The following is a 20,051-nucleotide window of genomic DNA, read 5'->3' on the forward strand; positions in this document are numbered from 1 at the left end:
CGTATAAGGGTGCAAGAAAATCGAATGGAAGGACGGACGCTATTCCGGGACGTCCGGAGCCGCGGCCGGGCGCAAGGCTGCTTCGGCCACGGCATCCAGCACGCCGGGCAGTTCCGACAATACCGGCAGGGATGCGAACCGCACCGCGGGATGCGCCACGCGCGCCTCGTCCAGCAGGCGCGCGAGATCTCGCGTCACATGCGCGCCCGCCGCCCAGAATACCGGCAGAACGGCGATCTCGGCCACCTCCTGGCCAGCCAGGACGGCGATGGCCTCGGGCAGGGTCGGTGGCATCAGCTCCAGGAACGCGATCTCGACCGGCGTCCCGGGATCGCGCGCGCGCAGTGCCCGGGCCAGCCCGTCCATGGGCCGCGCCCATTGCGGATCCCGCGAACCGTGCGCGAACAGGACGATGCCCCGGCGCGGCGTCATGCTGCCCGCCCCAGGCGCGCAGCGGCGTCGAGTATGGCGTCGCGCTGGGCGGCAATGGCGGCTGGCATCGGCTCGCTGCCCTGCTGGATGCCGCGCACCCAGGCCGCCGTGGCGGCGGCATCGCGCGCGGGCAGGGCCGGCAGTTCGGCGTCGGCGCGCTCGGCGCCCTCTACCGCGGTCGTCTCGGCGCCGTCCAGCCAGCGCGCGATGCGCTGCGGACGGCGGGTGTTGGCGACGGCCTCGCCCTCGGTGGCGCGCATCAGCAGCGCCGCCTCGCGCCTCAGCGCGAAGAGTTCGGACAGCATCGCGCCGAATTCGGGATGGGTATAGGCGGACAGCAGCAGGCTGGGCCCATGCACCGGACGCAGCAGCTTGGCCAGCGTATGCGCGGCGTTGCGCACGCCCAGGATGCGGCGCAGGCCCACGACCCGGGCCAGCCCCGGGCTGGCGACGGCCAGCGGCAGATAGGCCAGCCCGCGGTCGCGCAGCGCCCGCGCGGCGGCCCCGGCATCGGGCGAGGCCTCGACGCCAAGCGCCTCCAGGATGTCGATGGTGGGCACGCGCGCGGCGTTCGAGCCCGCGCCCGGCCGCGCCGGGTCGGACGCCTGTCCGTGCAGCAGCACCGGCAGGCCGGCTTGCGCCACGGTCCAGGCCAGCAGCGGCACGAGGTTGGGCGCGTGGCGCGACCCGTTATAGGTGGGCAGGACGATAACCGGCTTCCCGGCGGGTGCTTCCACGCGCGCCATCCGCGCCTCGGCCGCGTCCAGGAACCCGGCGACCTCGGACACGGCTTCGCCCTTCATCCGCAGGGCCAGCAGCACCGCGCCCAACTCCAGGTCCGACACCCGGCCGTCCAGGATGGCACCCATCAATTCGCCGGACGGTTCACGCGCCAGCGCGCGCGAGCCGTCCTTGCCGCGGCCGATCTCGCGGATCAGCGGCGCGCACGCATAGGGCTCGGTCATGGGCGCTCCCAGGCTGGGCGTTGAGGAATCCTTCAAGCTTACACGCGCCTCATCAGGTCGTTGATGCGTTCAGCGGCGCGGCACAGCAGCGGCAACAGTTCGTCCCGCATCTGCCGCGCCGTCACGAGGTGCGCCTGGCCGCTCAGGTTCAGGGCGGCGACGGTGCGGCCGCTGCGGTCGCGGATGGGCGCGGCGATGGCGACCAGCCCGGTTTCGAGCTCCCGGTCCACCAGCGACCAGCCCTGCTCGCGCACCTTCAGGATGGCCGCCTTCAGCTGCGCCGGGTCGGTCACCGTCAACGGCGTATGGGCCCGCAGGTCGGACCTGGCCAGCGCCGCGTCGATCTCGCCGTCGGCCAGGCCGGCCAGCAGCACGCGCCCCATGGCCGAGCAGTAGGCGGGCAGGCGGCTGCCTATCCCGAGGTTGATGGACATGATGCGCCCGGTCGGGATGCGCAGCACGTAGACGATGTCGGTCCCGTCCAGCACGGTAGCCGAGCAGGACTGGTGCGCCTCGTTGGTCAATTGCTCCATGATGGGCTCGGCCAGGTCCCAGAACGGCATGGAAGTCAGATAGGCGAAGCCCAGTTCCAGGATGCGGGGCGTGAGCCGGAACTGCCTGCCTTCCGTGGCCACGTAGCCCAGTTGCACCAGCGTCAGCAGGATGCGGCGCGCGCCCGCCCGCGTCAGCCCGGCGGCCTCGGCCACCTCGGTCAGGGTCATGGCGGGTCGTTCGGCGTTGAAGGCCCGGATGACGGCCAATCCGCGCGCGAAGGACTGCACGTAGGCATCGCTGGGCTTGACCGCGTCGCCCTCGGCGCCCGCGGACACGCGGGCAGCCCCAGGGCTGCCCGCGCCGATGCCGGCCGGCTTGCCGCCGGCCGATGGGTGTTGCGTCATGCAGCCCTGGCGATCAGATCAGTTCGAAAGCCATGGCCGTGGCTTCGCCGCCGCCTATGCACAGCGAGGCCACGCCGCGCTTGGCATTGCGCTGGCGCATCGCCCCTAGCAGGGTGGCGATCAGCCGCGCGCCGCTGGCGCCGATGGGGTGGCCCAGCGCGGTCGCGCCGCCGTGCACGTTGACCCTGTCGTGCGGCAGCTTGTGCTCGGCCATCGCGGCCATGGTCACCACGGCGAAGGCTTCGTTGATCTCGTACAGATCGACGTCGCCCGGCTTCCAGCCGGTCTTGGCGAACAGCGTGGCCAGCGCGCCCACCGGCGCGGTGGTGAACCATTGCGGCTCCTGCGAATGCTGCGCGTGGGCGACCACGCGGGCCAGCGGCGTGACGCCCAGTTTCTCGGCGGTCGAGGCGCGCATCAGGACCAGGGCCGCGGCGCCGTCCGAAATGGACGAAGAGTTGGCGGCGGTGACGGTACCGTCCTTCTTGAACGCGGGCTTGAGGGTGGGGATCTTCTCGGGCATGGCCTTGTAGGGGGCCTCGTCGCGCGCGATGACCTTCTCGCCCTTGCGATCGGCCACGGTGACCGGCGCGATTTCCCATTCGAAGCTGCCGTCCTCGCTGGCGGCCTTGGCGCGGCGCAGCGACTCGAGCGAATAGGCGTCCTGCTGCTCGCGGGTGAAGCTGTACTTGGCGGCGCAGTCCTCGGCGAACACGCCCATGGCGCGGCCCTTGTCATAGGCGTCTTCCAGGCCGTCCATCGCCATGTGGTCGTACATGGTGGCGTGGCCGTAGCGGTAGCCCTGGCGCGCCTTGGGCAGCAGGTAGGGGGCGTTGCTCATGCTTTCCATGCCACCCGCCAGCGCGACCTGGGCGCTGCCGGCCAGCAGCAGGTCGTGCGCCAGCATCGTGGCCTTCATGCCCGACCCGCAGATCTTGTTGATGGTGGAGCAACTGGTGCCGAGCGGCAGGCCCGCGCCCAGCGCGGCCTGGCGGGCCGGCGCCTGGCCCTGCCCGGCCTGCAGCACGTTGCCCATCAGCACTTCCTGGATCTGCTCGGGCTTCAGGCCCGAACGCTCGATGGCCGCCTTGATGGCGACCGCGCCCAACTGGTTGGCGGAAAGCCCTGAAAGCTCGCCCAACATGGCGCCCATGGGGGTACGGGCGGCCGATACGATAACAACGGGATCCGACATCTTCGACTCCTGACTCTGAAAAGCGGCGGGCGCCACGGGCAAGGGCGGCGGCGGCGCTCCGGAAAGCATCCGCCGGCACCTAGGTACACTAGCTGTAATTTACCAACAAGTGGCCTGCCCATTTTAGACCTGCCCAGGCAGCGCCGCACGAACCGGCCAGGCCCCCCCGACCCGCCATGAATCCTCTCGAACACGAACTGAAGTATCCGCTGGGCGACAGGCTGCCCGAAGCCGGCGCCGCCATCGAGGTCGCGCCCGGCATCCGCTGGATCCGCATGCCCCTGCCGTTCGCGCTGGACCACATCAACCTGTGGCTGCTGCGCGACCGGTTCGAAGGACGGGACGGCTGGACCATCGTCGACTGCGGCGTCGCCCGCGACGAGGTCAAGGCGCTCTGGGAGCAGGTTTTCGCCACCCAGCTCGACGGGCTGCCGGTCGTGCGGGTCATCGTCACCCACATGCACCCCGACCACCTCGGCCTGGCCCACTGGCTGACCGAAAAATGGGGCGTCCCGCTGCAAATGAGCGCCACCGACTTCCTGACCGCCCACCTGTTCGTGGAAGGCCAGGCCATCTCGGGCGGCGAGCGCATGGCCGACCATTTCGCCCGCAACGGCATGGCCGACCAGGCCTCGCTGGACGGCGTGCGCGCCCGCACCCGCTACTACCCGCAGCTCGTGCCCCAGGTCCCCGCCCATTTCAACCGCATCATGGACCGCGACGTGCTGCGCATCGGCGGCCACGAATGGCATGCCATCGCCGGCTACGGGCACGCGCCCGAGCACATCTCGCTGTATTGCAAGGAACTGAACATCGTCATTTCCGGCGACATGGTGCTGCCGCGCATCTCGACCAACGTCAGCGTCACCGACATCGACCCCGAGAGCAATCCGCTCCAGCTGTACCTGGATTCGCTGGGCGGCTATGCCCACGTCCCGGCCGACGCGCTGGTGCTGCCCTCGCATGGGCGCCCCTTCACCGGCATCCATACGCGCATCGCGCAGCAGCACGCCCACCACGCCGACCATCTGGCGCGCGTCAAGGAGGCCTGTACCGGCCAGGCCGCCTCGGCCTACGACATCGTGCCCGTGCTGTTCAAGCGCAAGCTGGACCTGCACCAGATGACCTTCGCCCTGGGCGAAGCCATCGCCCACCTGCACATGCTGTACTACCAGGGCGTGATCGCCCGCGAGATCGGCGCCGACGGCATCGTCCGCTACCGGGTTCCCGCCTGATCTCCCGCGCGGCCCCTGGCCGCGCGCATTCTGCTGCTATGCTTGGCGCCCCGGCCACCGCCGCGCGGGGCGGCTTCCCTGGTGCCGCAGGAGTCCGAGATGAAAAACGTCTACAAGTATTTTTTCCGCGGCCTGATCACCATCCTGCCGCTGGCGTTGACGCTGTACCTGATGTACGTGTGCGTGGCCTGGATGGAGGCGCTCGCCCTGGCGGTGCTCCACCCTTTCGTCGGCAGCTTCTACTTCCCCGGCCTGGGCCTGATCCTGGGCGTGCTCGGCATCGTCGCGGTCGGCATGCTGGTGTCCAAGCACCGGGTGCGCCGCCTGCTGTCCTACGTGGAATGGCCGTTCACCAGCATCCCGGTGGTCAAGAGCGTCTATTCGTCGCTCAAGAGCTTCGCCGACTATTTCACGCCCAGCACCAGCCAGGGCGGGCAGCAGGTCGTCATCCTGCGCATGCCGGGCCAGGAATTCGAACTGGTGGGCCTGGTCACCCGGCGCAGCACGGCCGGCCTGCCCGAGGGCTTCCTGCCCGGCGAGCGGGTGGCCGTCTACCTGCCCATGGGGTACATGATCGGCGGCTATACGGTGTTCGTGCCGGCCTCGTGGGTCACGCCCATCGAAATGACGGTGGAAGAGGCGATGCGCTCGTCGCTGATCGCCTGGATGATGAGGACCCCCCCTACGCCCTGACGGGCTCCCCCCAGGGGGCGATGCGGGTGGACCGGCGAAGCCGGATCCACCGCATCCTGGGTCTAGTGCCGTTATCTTGGGACGTGGCAGCGAAGCTTCGCTCGCTGCCAACGGTCGTGGTCAGGACGGCTGGCAATATTTGCGCGTGACCTCGGCATGGGCCGGCGTGTCACTGGACCACGTGCCCACGCGGTTGACCGTAACCTGACAGCGGTCGCTCACGGTCAGCTTGAACACCGTCCACCATCGGGTCGAATTCGCGGTTTCTCCGGAAGTCGGGCCGAATACCGACAGCGAACCCTTGTTGTTCAGCTCGACCCGCACCGGCGATCCGGTCATGCCGGGATCATAGGTACCCGAGTAGTTGTAGAGCGCATAGGTATAGGTACCGACCATCAGCTTGCGGATGGTCACCACCTCGGGACCGAAGCCGGTGGTGTCGTCGACGTCCAGGTTGGCGAAGGGATCGGTGCCCAGGCTGCCTTTGCTGCCATAGTAGATCTCGGTGCCATCCGGCGCGAACAGGTGCGAATCCACGTCCACGGGCTTGGCGCCCCAGGTCAGCTTGATGCTGATGGCATCGGTCAGCGTCGTCAGCGACAGGCATTCAGCCAGAGTGGTGTCCGCGGCGAACGGCCCCACCGACACCGTGTTGGACAGCTTGACGCCCTGTTGCGCGAACAGCGTCGCCTTGCCGCCCTTCTTCATCGCGATACGGAACTTGCCTTGGGCATCGGTGCGCACGGACGACGAGCTGGAGTAGTCGATGCCGTCCGAGGCGACCAGGATGTTCGCCAGCGACGATGCGCCCGCGTCATCGGCCACGCAGCCGTTCACGTAGACCGTGTTCATCAACTGATCGGCATTCCAGTACGTGAAGTGGCTGACGGTGCCCTCGTAGTACTGGTCGGCGCCCGAACCGGCCAGCGTGGCCGAGCCTTCCTGCTTCCAGAAGCCGGTCGCCTCGTCGAAGTAGAACAGCGGGATCGTGGCGGGGTTGCTGGCGCTGCGGGTGGCGACCGGAATGCGGATGGTCGCGGTCTTGCCGGGCGCCAGGTTCAGGCGTTCGCCCGCGGTGTTCTGCAGGGTCACATTGATCGCGCCCCAGCTTTCCATGACGCCGGTGCCGCCGCCCGAGGTCGAGACCAGGTACTGGCCCGGCATGGCGTTGACGTTCAGGGCCGGGTTCACCGCGCTCAGCGCGACCGAGACCGCGCCCGTGGCGGGCGAACCGTCGGGGCGGACCAGGCCGTTGGCGGGCAGCGAGACGGACGCCGGCGTGTTGGGCGCGGTCACGGTGATGGCCGTGGCGGCGTCGCCGCCGCCCGTCACGTCCACCGGCTGCAGTTCGACGGTGGCGATGTCGGTGGTCTGGTTGGCGACGACGGCGGCGGTGGGCAGGCCCTCGCCATAGCCGGTGGCGTTGACGCGGATCACCGTCCGGCTGGCGGGCGCGACGCCGGCCAGTTCGAACTCGCCCTGGGCATTGGACGTGGCGCTGGCCGAGCCGTTGCTGAGGCGGGCGTTCTGGATGGCCGCGCCGGTCTGGCCGTTGATGACCTTCCCCTTGACCTTGCCGGTCACCGTGACCGGTGGCTCGGGGTTGGTGGGCGGTTCAGGATCGGTCGGCTGCGGGCTGGACGACGAGCCGTCGCCGCCGCCGCAGGCGGCCAGCACCAGCGAGGCGCCAAGGGCCGCCAGCAAAGCCGGCAGCCGGGACTTGCCGACGCGCGCGCGGCCGCCCGCGGGGCTCTCGCCCAGCGTAGCATCGTGTTTCATGATTTCCCCTGTTTGGAATCCGCCTGGCCTGACGGTTGGTCAGGCCAGTTTTTGTTGTAAGCGTTTACTAGCGGCGGAAGTCTACAGATGGAATGCTGGATGCACTCACTACGTTAACAATACATACATCTCTTGCAAATACTCAGATCTGGGGGAAAGCGCGTCACCGGCTCCACGGCAGCGGCGCCGCGTTCATGCCCCAGTAGTAACTCTTCTGGTTGGTGTACTCCAGGATGCCCAGACGGCCCTTCTCGCGCCCGGTGCCGCTCATCTTCACGCCGCCGAAGGGCGTGCTGACCGAGAACAGCTTGTAGGTGTTGACCCAGACGGTACCGGTCTGCAACGCGGCCCCCAGGCGCCAGGCCGTCTTGTAGTCGCCCGTCCAGATGCCCGAGGCCAGGCCGAACACGCTGTCGTTGCACTGGGCGATCAGGTCGGCTTCGTCGGTCCAGGGCAGCAGCGCCAGCACCGGCCCGAAGATCTCTTCCTGGCACATGCGGGCCTCGTTGGGCAGGCCTTCGATCACGGTGGGCAGGTAATAGCTGCCGCGCTCGTAGCCGGCGCCGGTGGGCCGCTGGCCGCCGGCCAGCACCTTGCCCCCCTCGTCCACGCCCAGTTGCACGTAGCGTTCCACCGATTCGCGGTGGGCGCGGCTGACCAGCGGCCCCATCTGGGTCCGCTCGCTGGCCGGGTCGCCCACGCGCAGCGCCCGCACGCCCGCCAGCAGGCGTTCCTTGAAGGCTTCGTACACGCTGGCATGCACGAAGGCGCGCGAACCCGCGATGCACGATTCGCCGGACGAACTGAAGATGCCGTACAGCACGCCGGCCACCGCGTGGTCCAGGTCGGCATCGGCGCAGACGATGGTGGGCGACTTGCCGCCCAGTTCCAGCGAGGTCGGCATCAGGCGCTCGGCCGCCAGCCGGGCGATGCCCAGGCCCACGGTGGTGCCGCCGGTAAAGGCGATGCGGCGGATCAACGGATGGCGCACCAGCGCGTCGCCGACCACCGAACCCTTGCCGGGCACCACGCTCAGGATGCCGTCCGGCACGCCCGCCTGCTGCGCGATGCGGGCCAGCTCGATGGCCATGCGCGGCGTGATCTCGGCCGGCTTGAACACGACCGCGCAGCCGGCGGCCAGGGCGGGCGCCAGCTTCTGCGCCTCGCTGGCGATGGGCGAGTTCCACGGCGTGATGGCCCCCACCACGCCCAGCGGCTCGTGCACGCTCATGCTGACGTAGTCGCCGCGCGACGGGGTGATGGTGTCTTCCATCGTCTCGCAGGCCGCCGCGAAGAACTGGAAGGTGCCGGCCGCGCTGGCCACCAGCGCGCGCGTCTCGTTGATGGGCTTGCCGTTGTCCAGGCGCTGGAGCTGCGCCAGTTCCTCGGCCCGCTCGCGGATGCCGGCGGCGATGCGACTCAGGATGGCCCCGCGCTCGTGCGGCTTCAGGCCCGCCCATTCGGGGCGCAGGCGCGCGGCCTCGGCGGCGCGCACGGCCTGGTCCACGTCGTCGGCCGTGGCCGCGTGCAACGTGGCGACCTGGCTGCCGTCGGCGGGGTATTCGGTCGCGTACCGGGGTCCCGAGGCATCGCGCCAGGAACCGGCGATCAGGGTCTGGATGTGTTCGGTCATGTCAGGATTCCATGTAGGGCCGGGCGCGGCGGTGCGCTAGAAGGCCTGGGTGTAGATCGCGAGCGCGTCGTCGCGGGTCAGGTCGCGGGGGTTGTTCATCAGCAGGCGGTCCACGGTCATCGCCGCTTCGGCCAGCACCGGCAGGTCGGACTCGCCGACCCCCACGTCGCGCAGCCGCTGCGGGATGGGCGATGACGTCACGTGGGCCTGCATGGCGGCGATGAAGGCACGCGCCGCGCCGGCATCGTCCGCGTCGCGCAGGCCCGGATCCAGCGCGCGCGCCAGTTCGGCGTACGCGCCTTCGGCCACCGGCAGGTTGAACCGCAGGATGGGGACCATGACCAGCGAGTTGGCCAGTCCGTGCGGCACGTGGAAGTGGCTGCCCAGCGGATGGGCCAGCGCGTGGATCGCGGCCACCGGGGCGTTGGCGAAGGCCATGCCCGCCAGCAGCGAGCCGAGCAGCATGGCCTCGCGGTCATCCAGGTCGCCGCCCTGCCGCACCGCGCCGCCCAGGTGGCCGTGCAGCAGTTGCAGGGCGCGCACCGCCAGCATGTCCGACATGGGATTCTTCTTGTGCCGGGTGGTGTAGGCCTCGATGGCGTGGACCATGGCGTCGATGCCGGTCATCGCGGTCGGTCCGGGCGGCAGCGCCGCCGTCAGCGCGGCATCCAGCACCGCCACGTCGGGGAACAGCAGGGAACTGATCACGCCGCGCTTCTGGTGGTCGGGCGTGGACACGACCGAGGTGGGCGTGGCTTCGGAGCCGGTGCCCGCGGTGGTCGGCACCTGGATCAGCGGCAGGCGCGGCCCGCGGGCGCGCTGCGGCCCGTAGATGTCGGCCAGCGGCTGCGGATTGGCGGCCAGCAGGGCCACCAGCTTGGCGGTGTCGAGCGAGCTGCCGCCGCCCAGGCCGATCACGCATTCGGCACGGTCGTCGCGGGCGGCACGCGCCGCTTCCAGCACCACGTGCTCGGGCGGATCGGCCTCGACGCGGTCGTACACGGTCACGTGCAGGCCCGCGGCGCGCAGGGCCGCGGCGGGCGCATCGACCAGCCCGGCCGCGACCAGCCCGGGATCGGTGACGAGAAACGCGCGGCGATGGCCGCCGGCCTGGAGGATCTGGGCCAGCCGGAGGGCGGCCCCGCGCTCGCAGACGATGCGAGGCGTGGTTTCGAAATGGAAGCTGGGCATGGACATCGGCTCCGTCCGGGCCGCGCGGGGCGGCCGGGATGAGCACGGCCCTCACCCCATGCGCGGTGATGCGGAAAGCAGGAAGAAGGGATGGCCGGCGCGCGGCGCGCCGGCCGGGACGCGGATCAGTACGCCGAGATCTTGGTCTTGGCGATCAGGTCGCCGAAGTTCTTGTACTCGGTGCGCAGCGCGTTGCCGAGTTCCTCGGGCGTGGTGGCCACGCTTTCGAAGCCCATGGCCTGGATGCGCTCGACGGAATCGGGCTTCTTCAGGCTCTTGTTGATCTCGGCGTTCAGGCGCTTGATCACGTCCGCCGGGGTGCCGGCCGGGGCGAACACGCCGTGCCAGCCACTGACCTTCTCCAGTTCGGGCAGGCCGGCCTCGCGGAAGGTGGGCACGTCGGGCAGGGCCGAGGCGCGCTTGGGTCCGATCACGGCCAGCGCCTTGAGCTTGCCCGACTTGACGTGGACGGCGCTACCCGAATCGAAGGTGAAGTCCACCTGGCCCGCCAGCAGGTCCTGGATGGAAGGCGCCAGCCCCTTGTAGGGCACGTGCGTCGCGTCGGTATGGGTTTCCAGGTTCAGCAGCGCGCCGGCCACGTGCGGGAACGAGCCGTTGCCGGTGGACGAATAGTTCAGCTTGCCCGGGTTGGCCTTCATCTTCTCGACCAGGCCCTTGACGTCCGAGACGCCCACCTTGGGATTGACCAGCAGCGCCATGTTCAGGCCCGCGGTCATCGCCACCGGGGCGAAATCCTTGATCGGGTCGAACGGAACGTTCTGCATCACGTACGGACCCAGCGCCAGCGTGCTCGAGGCCAGCATCAGCAGCGTGTAGCCGTCCGCGGGCGCGCGGCGCACGTAGTCGGCGGCGATGTTGCCGTTGGCGCCCGGCCGGTTCTCGACCACGAACTGCCTGCCCAGCGACTCGCCCATGTCCTTGGCGACCATGCGCGCGATCGCGTCGATGGTGCCGCCGGCCGGCACCGACACCACGATGGTCACGGGCTTGGAGGGGAAGGTGTCGGCCATCGCGGCCGCGGGAACCAGGGCGGCCGACAGGGCCGCCACGGAAAACAGCTTGCGCATCATCACATCGATCTCGTAAAGGGTGGAACAGCGACGGCCGGGGCCTTCCCGACTCGTCCATGCGGAAAATTGTAGACAGCCGGCATGTGTGACAATGGCATTTCTGGTTAACTGGAAGTTAACAACTCCACCCATGCCCGTTGCCGGGCCGGAACTCCCTTGCCGTGTCGCGCCTCCTGAACAGCCGCCATTTCCAGATCTTCGCCACCCTCATGCGCAGCCGCGGCATGAGCGAGGCCGCGCTGCGGCTGGGCATTTCCAAGGCGGCGGTCAGCAAGACCCTGCGGCTGATGGAGCGGGAAACCGGCGTGGCGCTGTTCACGCTGGCGCACGGACGGCTCGAACCCACGGCCGCCGCGCACCGCCTGCTGCCGCGGGCCGAGCAGGCGGCCAAGCACCTGGAATGGGCGCTGGACGAGGCCTATGCGCTGGACCAGGGCTCGGTGCGCACCGTCATCGTCGCGGCCCACGCGCCGCCGCTGATCGCCATCCTGCCCAGCGCCATCCAGCGCTTCAAGGACAGCCATCCGGAGGTCAACGTCCACTTGCGCGTGGAAGGCCCGCCCAAGGTGCTGGAATCGGTGGCCCACCACGAGGTGGACCTGGGCGTGACCAACCCGCCCGCGCCCAACACGGCCAGCAGCGTCGACCTGTGCCAGCGCCACACGATATCCGAGGACCTGCTGGTGGCCGCCCTGCACCGGCGCCATCCATTGGTGGCCAAGCCCGTGGTGCGCCCGGAGGACCTGGTCGGCGCCACCGTCATCGCCCTGCCCGAAGAATCGCCCACGTCCATCCTGGTCCGCGCCACCTTGCAGGAAGCGGGCGTCAGCGTGCCCAAGACCATCTTCGCCAGCACGTCCATGGGCGTGTGCGCGCTGGTGCAGCAGGACGTGGGCATCGGCCTGATCAACCCCATGCTGCTGTCCACCGGCATCTTCCCCGACGTCGTGACCCGGCCGTTCCGGCCCCGCATCGAACTGTGGACGGAAATCTATTATTCGTCCATCCGGCCGCTCAGCCCCGAGGCCCGGGCGCTGGCGACCTATATCGAGGAAGCGGCCTCGGCGCTGCGCGGGCATGCGCCGCTGGGCAAGCCCGCGCCGGGCTGAAGGACCGTCCTCAGCCGCAGCGTATCGCCGTCACGACCTCGCGGCGGTTGACCTCGACATTCACCCGGAACGGATTGAATTCCATGGTGATGGCCTGCCCGGGGCGCAGCACGCGCGCGCTGCCGGCGCCCGAAGCCTTGCGGGCCTCCTCGGCCAGCACCGAACTGAGCTGCTGGCCAACCAGGGACTGGGCCGCGTCGGCCTGGCATTGCCCCTGCGGCGCCTGCGCCGCGGGCTGGGGGGCGGCGGCGGGCACGGGGGCGGCGCAGCCGGTGGCGAGGGCCAGCGTGGCCAGGGCGAAGGCGCTCCGGATCATGGGTTCTCCTTGTGGGGATTCATCGATGGAACAGCGTGGGCGGCATCCCGACATGCCGGCGGAACATCACTGCGAAGGCGCTCTGGCGCGGGTAGCCGTGGCCGGGCGCGACGTCGACCACTTTAGTCCCGCGCCCGCACCAGCCGCAACAGCGTGATCTCCGACGGCACGCCGAAACGCATGGGAGGCCCCCAGTAGCCCGTCCCGCGGCTCACGTACACCCACATGCCGTCCTGGCGATGCAGCCCCGTCACGAACGGCTGTTGCAGCGGTACGAAGAAATTCCAGGGCAGGAACTGCCCCCCGTGCGTATGGCCCGACAGCTGGAGGTCGAAGCCCGCGGCGGCGGTGGCCGCCGCGCTGCGAGGCTGGTGGGCCAGCACCACGCGAGCGCCGGCATCGGCCGGCGCTCCGTCTATCGCGCGCTGCGGATCGCTGCGGTGCGCCGGGTCGAACTGGTGGGCGCTGTAGTCGGTGATGCCGGCCACCACCAGGTCCTGGCCCGCATGGCGCAACACCGCGTGCTCGTTCAGCAGCACCCGCATGCCCATGTCGCGCAATGCATCCACCCAGGCGTGCGCGCCCGAGTAGTACTCGTGGTTGCCGGTCACGAAGAAGGTCCCATGGCGCGATACCAGCTCCGTCAGGGGCCGGGCGTGCGGCGCGAGATCGGCCACGCTGCCGTCGACCAGGTCGCCGGTGATCGCCACCATGTCGGGCCGCAGCCCGTTCACCGCATCGACGATGCGCCGCACGTAGGGCGCGCGGATGGTGGGCCCGACATGGATGTCGCTGATCTGCGCGATGGTGAATCCGTCCAGTCCGCCGGGCAGCCCCTTCAGCGGGATGTCGACGCGCACCACGCGCGCCACGCGGCGGGCGCCGATGAAGCCGGCCACCGACATCAGCAGCGAGGCCGCCACCACGAACAGGGCCGACGGCAGCGCCAGCGCCGCATGGCCGCCGCCGGCCTGGAGCCACGCCAGCGCCGAAGCACCGGCCAACACGAGGTCGCGCAGCAGCGTCAGCACGAACAGCGACGAGAACAGGCCCATGCACAGCAGCCCCAGCCAGATCGCCCCCAGCAGCAGGCGGCCGGCCGAGCGGCGCCGCGCCAGCATGCTGGTGGGAATCAGGATGGCGGACGATGCCAGCACGATCGCCAGCGCCGGCGCCAGGCCCGGCACCGCGCCCAGGGCCGGCACGAGGCGCAGCCACACGTAGGCATGCACCAGGCCGATCAAGCCGAAAAAGTAGAACCGATGCAGGGCGCGACGCTGGCTCATGCCACGTGCCGCCGGACGCGCCCGCCGGCGGTCACGCCGCCTTCGTCCCGCGCCGCGCCGGCGAGGCGAAGCGGTACACGGCCAGCGTACTGCGCCATCCCGGCAGCCACGAGATCTCGTGGGCGTCGGCGAAAGTCGCGCGCGCCAGGATGCGCAGGCCGAGCTTCGCGGCCAACGCCTCGAAATCCTTCAGCGTGCACAGGTGGATGTTGGGCGTGTTGTACCACTGGTAGGGCATCTGTCCGGTCACGGGCATGTGCCCGCGCAGGATGGACAAGCCGTGGGTCCAATGACCGAAATTGGGGAAGGAAACGATGCCCTCGCTTCCCACCCGCGCCATTTCGAGCAGGATGCGCTCGGTGTTGTGCACGGCCTGCAGCGTCTGCGACAACACCACCGTGTCGAAGCGGCCGTCCTCGAACAGCGCGAGACCGTCCTCCAGGTTCTGCTGGATGACGTTGACGCCCTTGCGCGCGCATTCGATCACGTGCTGGTCGCTGATCTCGACCCCGACGATGCGGGCCTGCTGCGCATCGCGCAGGTGGGCGAGCAGCGTGCCGTCGCCGCAACCCAGGTCCAGCACGCGCGAACCGTCGGCGATCCAGCCCGCGATCCGGGCCAGATCCGGGCGCAGCGAAGCGGCGGGGCGGCTCATTGCGCACCTCCCGCCGCGCCCAGGCCCAGTTGGCGGGCCACGCGATCGAAATAGCCCCGCATCACCGAGTGATAGCGGGCGTCATCCAGCAGGAAGGCATCGTGGCCGTGCGGCGCCTCGATCTCGGCATAGGTGACCGGGCGGCCGTTGCGCAGCAGCGCCTGCACGATCTCGCGGGAACACGAGGGCGGGAAACGCCAGTCGGTCGTGAACGAGGTCAGCAGGAACTCGGCCTGCGCCGGCGCGAGCGACCGCGCCAGATCGCCGCCGGCCTGCTTGGCCGGATCGAAATAATCCAGGGCCCGCGTGATCAGCAGATAGGTGTTGGCATCGAAATACTTCGAGAACTTCTCGCCCTGGTAGCGCAGGTAGGATTCCACCTCGAATTCCACGTCATAGCCATAGCGGAACGCGCCGTCGGCGCCGGGCGAACGCTGCGCCCGTCCGAACTTCTCGGCCATGTCATCGCCCGACAGATAGGTGATGTGGCCGATCATCCGCGCCACCGACAGGCCGTTGCGCGGCACCGTGCCGTGGGCGTAGAAGTCGCCGCCGTGGAACTCCGGATCGGTGATGATGGCGCGCCGCGCCACTTCGTTGAACGCGATGTTCTGCGCCGACAGCCGCGGCGTGCTGGCGATGACCACGCAATGCGCCACGCGCTCGGGATAGGTGATGGCCCAGCTGAGCGCCTGCATGCCGCCCAGCGATCCGCCCATGACCGCCGCGAAACGGGCGATGCCCAGCCGGTCGGCCACGCGGGCCTGCGCATGGACCCAGTCCTCGACCGTGACGACGGGGAACGAGGCGCCGTACGGGCGGCCGGTGCGGGGATCGATGCTGGCGGGCCCGGTGGACCCGAAGCAGGACCCCAGGTTGTTGATCCCGATCACGAAGAAGCGATCGGTATCCAGCGGCTTGCCGGGCCCCACCATGTTGTCCCACCAGCCGACGTCGGACGGATCGTCGGCCGATACGCCGGCCACGTGGTGCGAGGCATTCAGCGCATGGCAGACCAGCACCGCGTTGGAGCGGTCGGCGTTCAGGCGGCCGTAGGTCTCGATGGTGAGCGAATACGGGCCGAAGGCCGTGCCGCTGGCCAATTGCAGCGGCTCGTCGAAGGTCATGGCCTGCGGCTGGACGACGCCGACGGAATCGGGACCGATGGGAGGGGGAACGGGAGTGTCGAGAAAGGCGGTCAACGCCTCTTCGAGATGCGAATCGGAAGACACGATGGACGGAACTCTTTAGCTGGATTTATCGGGCGCCCGCAAGCGGACCAGGCAAATCGGCGCCAATGAAAGATGCGGAGAATTGTAGCACCCGCTCCGGCGCGCCCCGCCACCCGCCGCCGCTCTACAGCAAACCCCGCAGGATGGCCTGGGCCACCGCCGCCTGTTTGTTGTTGACCCGGAGCTTGACGAACGCGTTGCCCAGGTGGAAGTTCACGGTGCGTTCGCTCACGCCCAGGATCTGGGCGGTTTCGCCGCCGGTCTTGCCCACCGATGCCCAGCGCAGGCATTCCTGTTCGCGCGCGGAAAGCCGGGTCGGCACGCATTCCGGCTTGCGTTCCTGGCACGGCAGCCGCAGATAGGCGTCGAGCAGCAGCGACGCGGCATGGTGGCACAGGTCGGCCAGTTGCGCATGGGCATGGCGCCCCCCTGTCGAGTCCGCGAAACCGAACAGCAGGCCGAGGCAGGCGAGCGTATCGCCGGGACGCAGCCCGTCGGCCACCAGGAACAGCCCGCTCCGGGCCCTCAGCCGCTGCAACTCGTCATGGACGGGGAAAAACTGGTCATCGTCCAGGGTCCGCCATGTGATGCGCAACTGCCCGGCGCGCCACCCGGCGGCCGCGACCAAGGGCGAAAACTCGGGCCGGAACGCCTCCCACCAGCGCCAGGCATCCTCGCACAGCCATCGCAGCACATCGCCCCCGGGCGTGTGCTGGACGATGCCCAGTACGTAATGCATGGCGTCCAGCTCGGCGGCGAACTCACGGACGACCTTGTCGATGTCCGCCGGGCACGAGGCTCCGATCAAGGGACGTAGCGTCCGCAAGGCGCGCGTGGCGAATCTCATGGTTTTCCATGCCGCGCGCCGTTGGATATTGATGATGCGACTGCGAGACTCGTCATTCCACCTATTGGTTCAGCAAGGACAGGTCCATTTCCGAGGCACGGTTCAACACCGCCGCGACCTTGGTGCGCAAAGCATTGGAATGGGCTTGCAGGATCTCGCGCTTGACGTCCAGCAACTGCTGCGGGTGCATGGAGAATTGCGTCAGGCCCAGCCCCAGCAGCAGCCGCGTCAGTTCCGTGTCGCCCGCCATCTCGCCGCACACCGAGACCGGCTTGCCGGCCCGGGCGCCGGCGTTGATGGTGTTGGCCACCAGGCGCAGCACGGCGGGGTGCAGGGAATCGTACAGGACGGCCACGTCGGGATCGGCCCGATCGATGGCCAGGGTGTACTGGATCAGGTCGTTGGTGCCGATCGACAGGAAATCGAAGACTTCCACGAAAGGCTCGATGGCGATCGCCACCGCCGGTATCTCGACCATCGCGCCCACCTGGATGTTCGCGCCATAGGCCTGGCCGCGCGCGTCGAGCTCCTGCTTCGCGGCGGCGATGGCGGCATGCGAGGCGCGCGCCTCGCGCAGATGGGCCACCATGGGTATCAGTATCCGCACCGGACCGTGGGCCGACGCGCGCAGGATGGCGCGCAACTGCGTGGCGAACAGTTCGGGATGGGCCAGGCAATAGCGGATCGCCCGCAGGCCCAGGGCCGGATTGGTCGCCACGGTGGCTTCGCCGTCCAGCGTCTTGTCGGCGCCGATGTCCAGGGTCCGGATGGTGACGGGGCGCCCCGCCATCGTGCGCACCACCGAGGCATAGGCCTCGTACTGCTCCTCTTCGCCGGGCAGGTCGTCGCGCCCCATGAAAAGGAACTCGCTGCGGAACAATCCGATGCCCTCGGCCCCCGCGTCGACCGCCGCCTGCGCCTCGTCGGGCAGCTCGATGTTGGCCAGCATCGACACCACCACGCCGTCCAGCGTAATGGCCGGCACGTCGCGCAGCGTCGCCAGCGTGGCCCGTTCGCGGGCGTAGTCGACCTGGCGGGCCCGGTATTCGGCCACGACGCTCGCGGGCGGATTGACCAGCAGCACGCCGGCCTCGCCATCGACGATCACCATGTCGCCGTCGCGCAGCAGCGTGCGCGCCACGCCCAGCGCCACCACGGCCGGCACGCCCATGCTGCGCGCGACGATGGCCGTGTGCGAGGTCGCGCCGCCCAGGTCGGTGGCGAACGCCGCGAAGCGCCCGCCGCGCAGCTTGAGCATGTCGGCGGGCGCGATGTCATGGGCCACGACGATGAGCGGATCGCCATGGTCGGCCAGCGCCGAGCCCTTCAGGTTGCGCGGACGCCCGTTCGCCTCGGCCAGCGCGTGCAGGATGCGCTCGATCACCTGGCGCACGTCGCCGCCCCGTTCGCGCATGTACTCGTCGTCCATCTGCGCGAACTGCTCGGCCAGCGCCTGGCCCTGGGCGGTCAACGCCCATTCGGCGTTGTAGTGGCGGGCACGGATGATCTCCAGCGGTTCGAGCGAGATCATCGCGTCGGCCAGGATCATGCTGTGCACCTGAAGGATGGCGCCCAGTTCACGGGGTACGTCGGGGGGAAGATGGTCGGCCAGTTGGGCCAGTTCGTCGGAAGCGGCGCGAATGGCGGCGGCCAGCCGTGCGCACTCGGCCTCTACTTCCTCTTCATCGATACGATAGTGGGACACCTCCAGAGCGGCCGCGCCGATGACCACGGCGCGGCCGATGGCATAGCCGCGCGACACCCCCAGTCCGTGCAAGGCCAGCATCGAAGTCTCCATAGGCTTTACTCGGCCTCGCCGAACTTCTGCGCGAACAGCTCCTGGATCCGGTCCAGGGCCTCCTGGGCGTCTTCGCCCTCGGCATCGACGGTTACCTTGGTGCCGATGCCCGCCGCCAGCATCATGACGCCCATGATGCTCTTGGCATTGACGCGGCGCGTGCCGCGCGCGATGTGGATCTCGCTGCGGAACCGGCTGGCGAGCTGGGTAAGCTTGGCGGAAGCCCGCGCATGCAGGCCCAGCTTGTTGGTAATGGCAATGTCGATACTCGGCATGGTCAATCGTCTTCAGGTTCGCCGTCGACGCGCAAGACGCCTTGCGTGCCGCCGGCCAGGGCGCGTTGCGCCAGATCATCAAGGGAAAGGTGGCGGTAAGGCAAGGTGCGCAACAACATCGGAATGTTGACACCGGCCAGCACGGTGGTGGGCGTCCCCAGCCGCGATGCCTCGCGCGCCGCCCGGTCGGTCTGGTTGGCGGGCGTGGCGCCCACCACGTCGGTCAGCACCAGCACGCCCTCGCCGGACGCCGCGGATTCGATGCGCTCGAGCACCGCGCGGAACATCTGGTCGGGATCCTCGTCGTTGCCGGCATCGTAGGCCAGCACGCCGGACAGTTCGCCGAAGATGTGCGATGCGCAGGAAAGGAGCGACGAAGCCAGCGGTTCGTGCGCGACGATGACGACGCCGGTCATGTCGGCCTCGCTTCCGGCCTGGCGGCGACGGCATCCTCCAGGGCCCGCGCGAACATCGCGCCGACGTCGAATCCGGTCTGCTCGGTGATTTCGCAAAACGTGGTGGGGCTGGTCACGTTGATCTCGGTGACGTAGTCGCCGATCACGTCCAGTCCCACCAGCAGCAGGCCCCGCGCGGCCAGCTTCGGCCCCAGTTCGCGGGCGATCTCCAGGTCGCGCCCGGACAGCGGCTGGGCCACGCCCCGGCCGCCGGCGGCCAGGTTGCCGCGGGTCTCGCCCGCCTGGGGAATGCGCGCCAGGCAATACGGCACGGGCTCGCCGCCGATCAGCAGCACCCGCTTGTCGCCCTGCAGGATCTCGGGAATGTAACGCTGGGCCATGATGCTGCGCTGGCCGTTGTCGGTCAGCGTTTCCAGGATGGCGTTCAGGTTGGCTTCCTTGGGGGCCAGCCGGAAGATCCCGGTGCCGCCCATGCCGTCCAGCGGCTTGACGATGACGTCGTGGTGTTCGTTGTGGAAAGCCCTCAGCCGGGCCATGTCGCGCGTCACCAGCGTCGGCACCGTCAGGTGCGGGAACTCGGCGATGGCCAGCTTCTCGGGGTGGTTGCGGATCGCGGCGCCGGAATTGAACACCCGCGCGCCCTGGGCCTCTGCCCGCTCCATCAGGTGGGTGGAATACACGTATTCCATGTCGAACGGCGGGTCTTTGCGCATCAGCACCGCGTCGAAGGCGGTCAGCGGCTGGTCGCCTTCGGGTCCCTCCTTCCACCAGGCGTGTTCGTGCAGGTCGGCGTCCGCCACCAGCTCGATGGGCCGGGACGCCGTGCGCACCGTGCCGTCGATGACGTAGAGATCGCCCTGCATCGCCACGCTCAGCCGGTGGCCGCGGGCCACGAGGGCTCGCATCATCGCCACGGAGGTGTCCTTGTAGGCCTTGAGCGCGGGAAGCGGGTCAACAATGAAAAGTACGTGCATGGATGGCCTTGAATGCCCGCCTGACGCGGG

General features: G+C 69.3%; 20 protein-coding genes. 3 read left to right on the forward strand and 17 right to left on the reverse strand.

Annotation, left to right across the window (positions count from 1 at the left end):
- Positions 1 to 39 precede the first annotated feature (39 nt).
- From AC1Q6E_RS10070 to AC1Q6E_RS10085, 4 genes are read right to left on the reverse strand one after another with little or no spacing between them, the layout of a single operon-like run.
- Positions 40 to 432 (reverse strand): sirohydrochlorin chelatase, encoded by a 393-nt coding sequence (locus tag AC1Q6E_RS10070; RefSeq protein WP_492572664.1) that lies wholly within the window; start codon positions 430 to 432, stop codon positions 40 to 42.
- Positions 429 to 1,433, reverse strand: a complete 1,005-nt coding sequence (gene ybiB, locus AC1Q6E_RS10075; protein ID WP_492572665.1) for a DNA-binding protein YbiB — start codon at positions 1,431 to 1,433, stop codon at positions 429 to 431. The genes AC1Q6E_RS10070 and ybiB overlap by 4 nt, the downstream gene beginning before the upstream one ends.
- A gap of 2 nt (positions 1,434 to 1,435) precedes the next feature.
- The gene (locus AC1Q6E_RS10080; RefSeq protein WP_296559839.1) at positions 1,436 to 2,296 is read right to left on the reverse strand and encodes an IclR family transcriptional regulator; all 861 of its coding nucleotides are present in this window, start codon (positions 2,294 to 2,296) and stop codon (positions 1,436 to 1,438) included.
- Positions 2,297 to 2,309: 13 nt separating this feature from the next.
- Positions 2,310 to 3,491 carry an acetyl-CoA C-acetyltransferase gene (locus AC1Q6E_RS10085; protein ID WP_152793252.1) on the reverse strand — a complete coding sequence of 394 codons (1,182 nt, stop codon included), beginning with the start codon at positions 3,489 to 3,491 and terminating at the stop codon, positions 2,310 to 2,312.
- A 176-nt stretch (positions 3,492 to 3,667) separates the two neighbouring features.
- On the opposite strand from AC1Q6E_RS10085, the gene AC1Q6E_RS10090 reads away from it, so the two are divergent.
- Positions 3,668 to 4,726 (forward strand): MBL fold metallo-hydrolase, encoded by a 1,059-nt coding sequence (locus AC1Q6E_RS10090; protein ID WP_152793253.1) that lies wholly within the window; start codon positions 3,668 to 3,670, stop codon positions 4,724 to 4,726.
- Between the two features lie 99 nt (positions 4,727 to 4,825).
- On the forward strand, positions 4,826 to 5,419 hold the full coding sequence (locus AC1Q6E_RS10095; RefSeq protein WP_296559836.1) for a DUF502 domain-containing protein: 594 nt from the start codon (positions 4,826 to 4,828) through the stop codon (positions 5,417 to 5,419).
- Between the two features lie 120 nt (positions 5,420 to 5,539).
- Here AC1Q6E_RS10095 and AC1Q6E_RS10100 read toward each other — a convergent pair whose 3' ends face one another.
- The 4 genes from AC1Q6E_RS10100 to AC1Q6E_RS10115 all read right to left on the reverse strand — a co-directional run bounded on the left by AC1Q6E_RS10100 (position 5,540) and on the right by AC1Q6E_RS10115 (position 11,113).
- The gene (locus tag AC1Q6E_RS10100) at positions 5,540 to 7,198 is read right to left on the reverse strand and encodes a carboxypeptidase regulatory-like domain-containing protein (protein ID WP_296559834.1); all 1,659 of its coding nucleotides are present in this window, start codon (positions 7,196 to 7,198) and stop codon (positions 5,540 to 5,542) included.
- A 163-nt stretch (positions 7,199 to 7,361) separates the two neighbouring features.
- Positions 7,362 to 8,831 carry an aldehyde dehydrogenase gene (locus AC1Q6E_RS10105; protein ID WP_296559832.1) on the reverse strand — a complete coding sequence of 490 codons (1,470 nt, stop codon included), beginning with the start codon at positions 8,829 to 8,831 and terminating at the stop codon, positions 7,362 to 7,364.
- Positions 8,832 to 8,867: 36 nt separating this feature from the next.
- Positions 8,868 to 10,022 carry an iron-containing alcohol dehydrogenase gene (locus tag AC1Q6E_RS10110; RefSeq protein ID WP_152793257.1) on the reverse strand — a complete coding sequence of 385 codons (1,155 nt, stop codon included), beginning with the start codon at positions 10,020 to 10,022 and terminating at the stop codon, positions 8,868 to 8,870.
- Between the two features lie 125 nt (positions 10,023 to 10,147).
- Positions 10,148 to 11,113: a Bug family tripartite tricarboxylate transporter substrate binding protein gene (locus AC1Q6E_RS10115; RefSeq protein ID WP_296559829.1), complete on the reverse strand. Its 966-nt coding sequence runs from the start codon at positions 11,111 to 11,113 to the stop codon at positions 10,148 to 10,150.
- A gap of 161 nt (positions 11,114 to 11,274) precedes the next feature.
- On the opposite strand from AC1Q6E_RS10115, the gene AC1Q6E_RS10120 reads away from it, so the two are divergent.
- Entirely contained in the window at positions 11,275 to 12,222 is a 948-nt protein-coding gene (locus tag AC1Q6E_RS10120) for a LysR family transcriptional regulator (protein WP_152793259.1), read from the forward strand.
- Between the two features lie 10 nt (positions 12,223 to 12,232).
- On the opposite strand, the gene AC1Q6E_RS10125 is transcribed toward AC1Q6E_RS10120, so the two are convergent.
- The 9 genes from AC1Q6E_RS10125 to gshB form a co-directional block, all read right to left on the reverse strand.
- Positions 12,233 to 12,538 carry an I78 family peptidase inhibitor gene (locus tag AC1Q6E_RS10125; RefSeq protein ID WP_152793260.1) on the reverse strand — a complete coding sequence of 102 codons (306 nt, stop codon included), beginning with the start codon at positions 12,536 to 12,538 and terminating at the stop codon, positions 12,233 to 12,235.
- Positions 12,539 to 12,660: 122 nt separating this feature from the next.
- Positions 12,661 to 13,824 (reverse strand): metallophosphoesterase, encoded by a 1,164-nt coding sequence (locus AC1Q6E_RS10130; RefSeq protein WP_152793261.1) that lies wholly within the window; start codon positions 13,822 to 13,824, stop codon positions 12,661 to 12,663.
- Between the two features lie 31 nt (positions 13,825 to 13,855).
- On the reverse strand, positions 13,856 to 14,479 hold the full coding sequence (gene metW / locus AC1Q6E_RS10135) for a methionine biosynthesis protein MetW (RefSeq protein WP_152793262.1): 624 nt from the start codon (positions 14,477 to 14,479) through the stop codon (positions 13,856 to 13,858).
- Positions 14,476 to 15,711 carry a homoserine O-succinyltransferase MetX gene (gene metX / locus AC1Q6E_RS10140; protein WP_492572666.1) on the reverse strand — a complete coding sequence of 412 codons (1,236 nt, stop codon included), beginning with the start codon at positions 15,709 to 15,711 and terminating at the stop codon, positions 14,476 to 14,478. Before metX ends, metW begins: the two co-directional genes overlap by 4 nt.
- A gap of 124 nt (positions 15,712 to 15,835) precedes the next feature.
- Positions 15,836 to 16,558, reverse strand: a complete 723-nt coding sequence (locus tag AC1Q6E_RS10145; RefSeq protein ID WP_492572667.1) for a helix-turn-helix transcriptional regulator — start codon at positions 16,556 to 16,558, stop codon at positions 15,836 to 15,838.
- Positions 16,559 to 16,619: 61 nt separating this feature from the next.
- Entirely contained in the window at positions 16,620 to 18,344 is a 1,725-nt protein-coding gene (gene ptsP / locus AC1Q6E_RS10150; RefSeq protein WP_152793263.1) for a phosphoenolpyruvate--protein phosphotransferase, read from the reverse strand.
- Between the two features lie 17 nt (positions 18,345 to 18,361).
- Entirely contained in the window at positions 18,362 to 18,631 is a 270-nt protein-coding gene (locus tag AC1Q6E_RS10155; protein WP_152793264.1) for an HPr family phosphocarrier protein, read from the reverse strand.
- Positions 18,632 to 18,633: 2 nt separating this feature from the next.
- Positions 18,634 to 19,047 carry a PTS sugar transporter subunit IIA gene (locus AC1Q6E_RS10160; protein ID WP_152793265.1) on the reverse strand — a complete coding sequence of 138 codons (414 nt, stop codon included), beginning with the start codon at positions 19,045 to 19,047 and terminating at the stop codon, positions 18,634 to 18,636.
- Positions 19,044 to 20,021 (reverse strand): glutathione synthase, encoded by a 978-nt coding sequence (gene gshB, locus AC1Q6E_RS10165; protein WP_152793266.1) that lies wholly within the window; start codon positions 20,019 to 20,021, stop codon positions 19,044 to 19,046. The genes AC1Q6E_RS10160 and gshB overlap by 4 nt, the downstream gene beginning before the upstream one ends.
- Positions 20,022 to 20,051 lie beyond the last annotated feature (30 nt).

This window comes from Pigmentiphaga sp. MLSB6-MA01 (genome assembly GCF_058793475.1).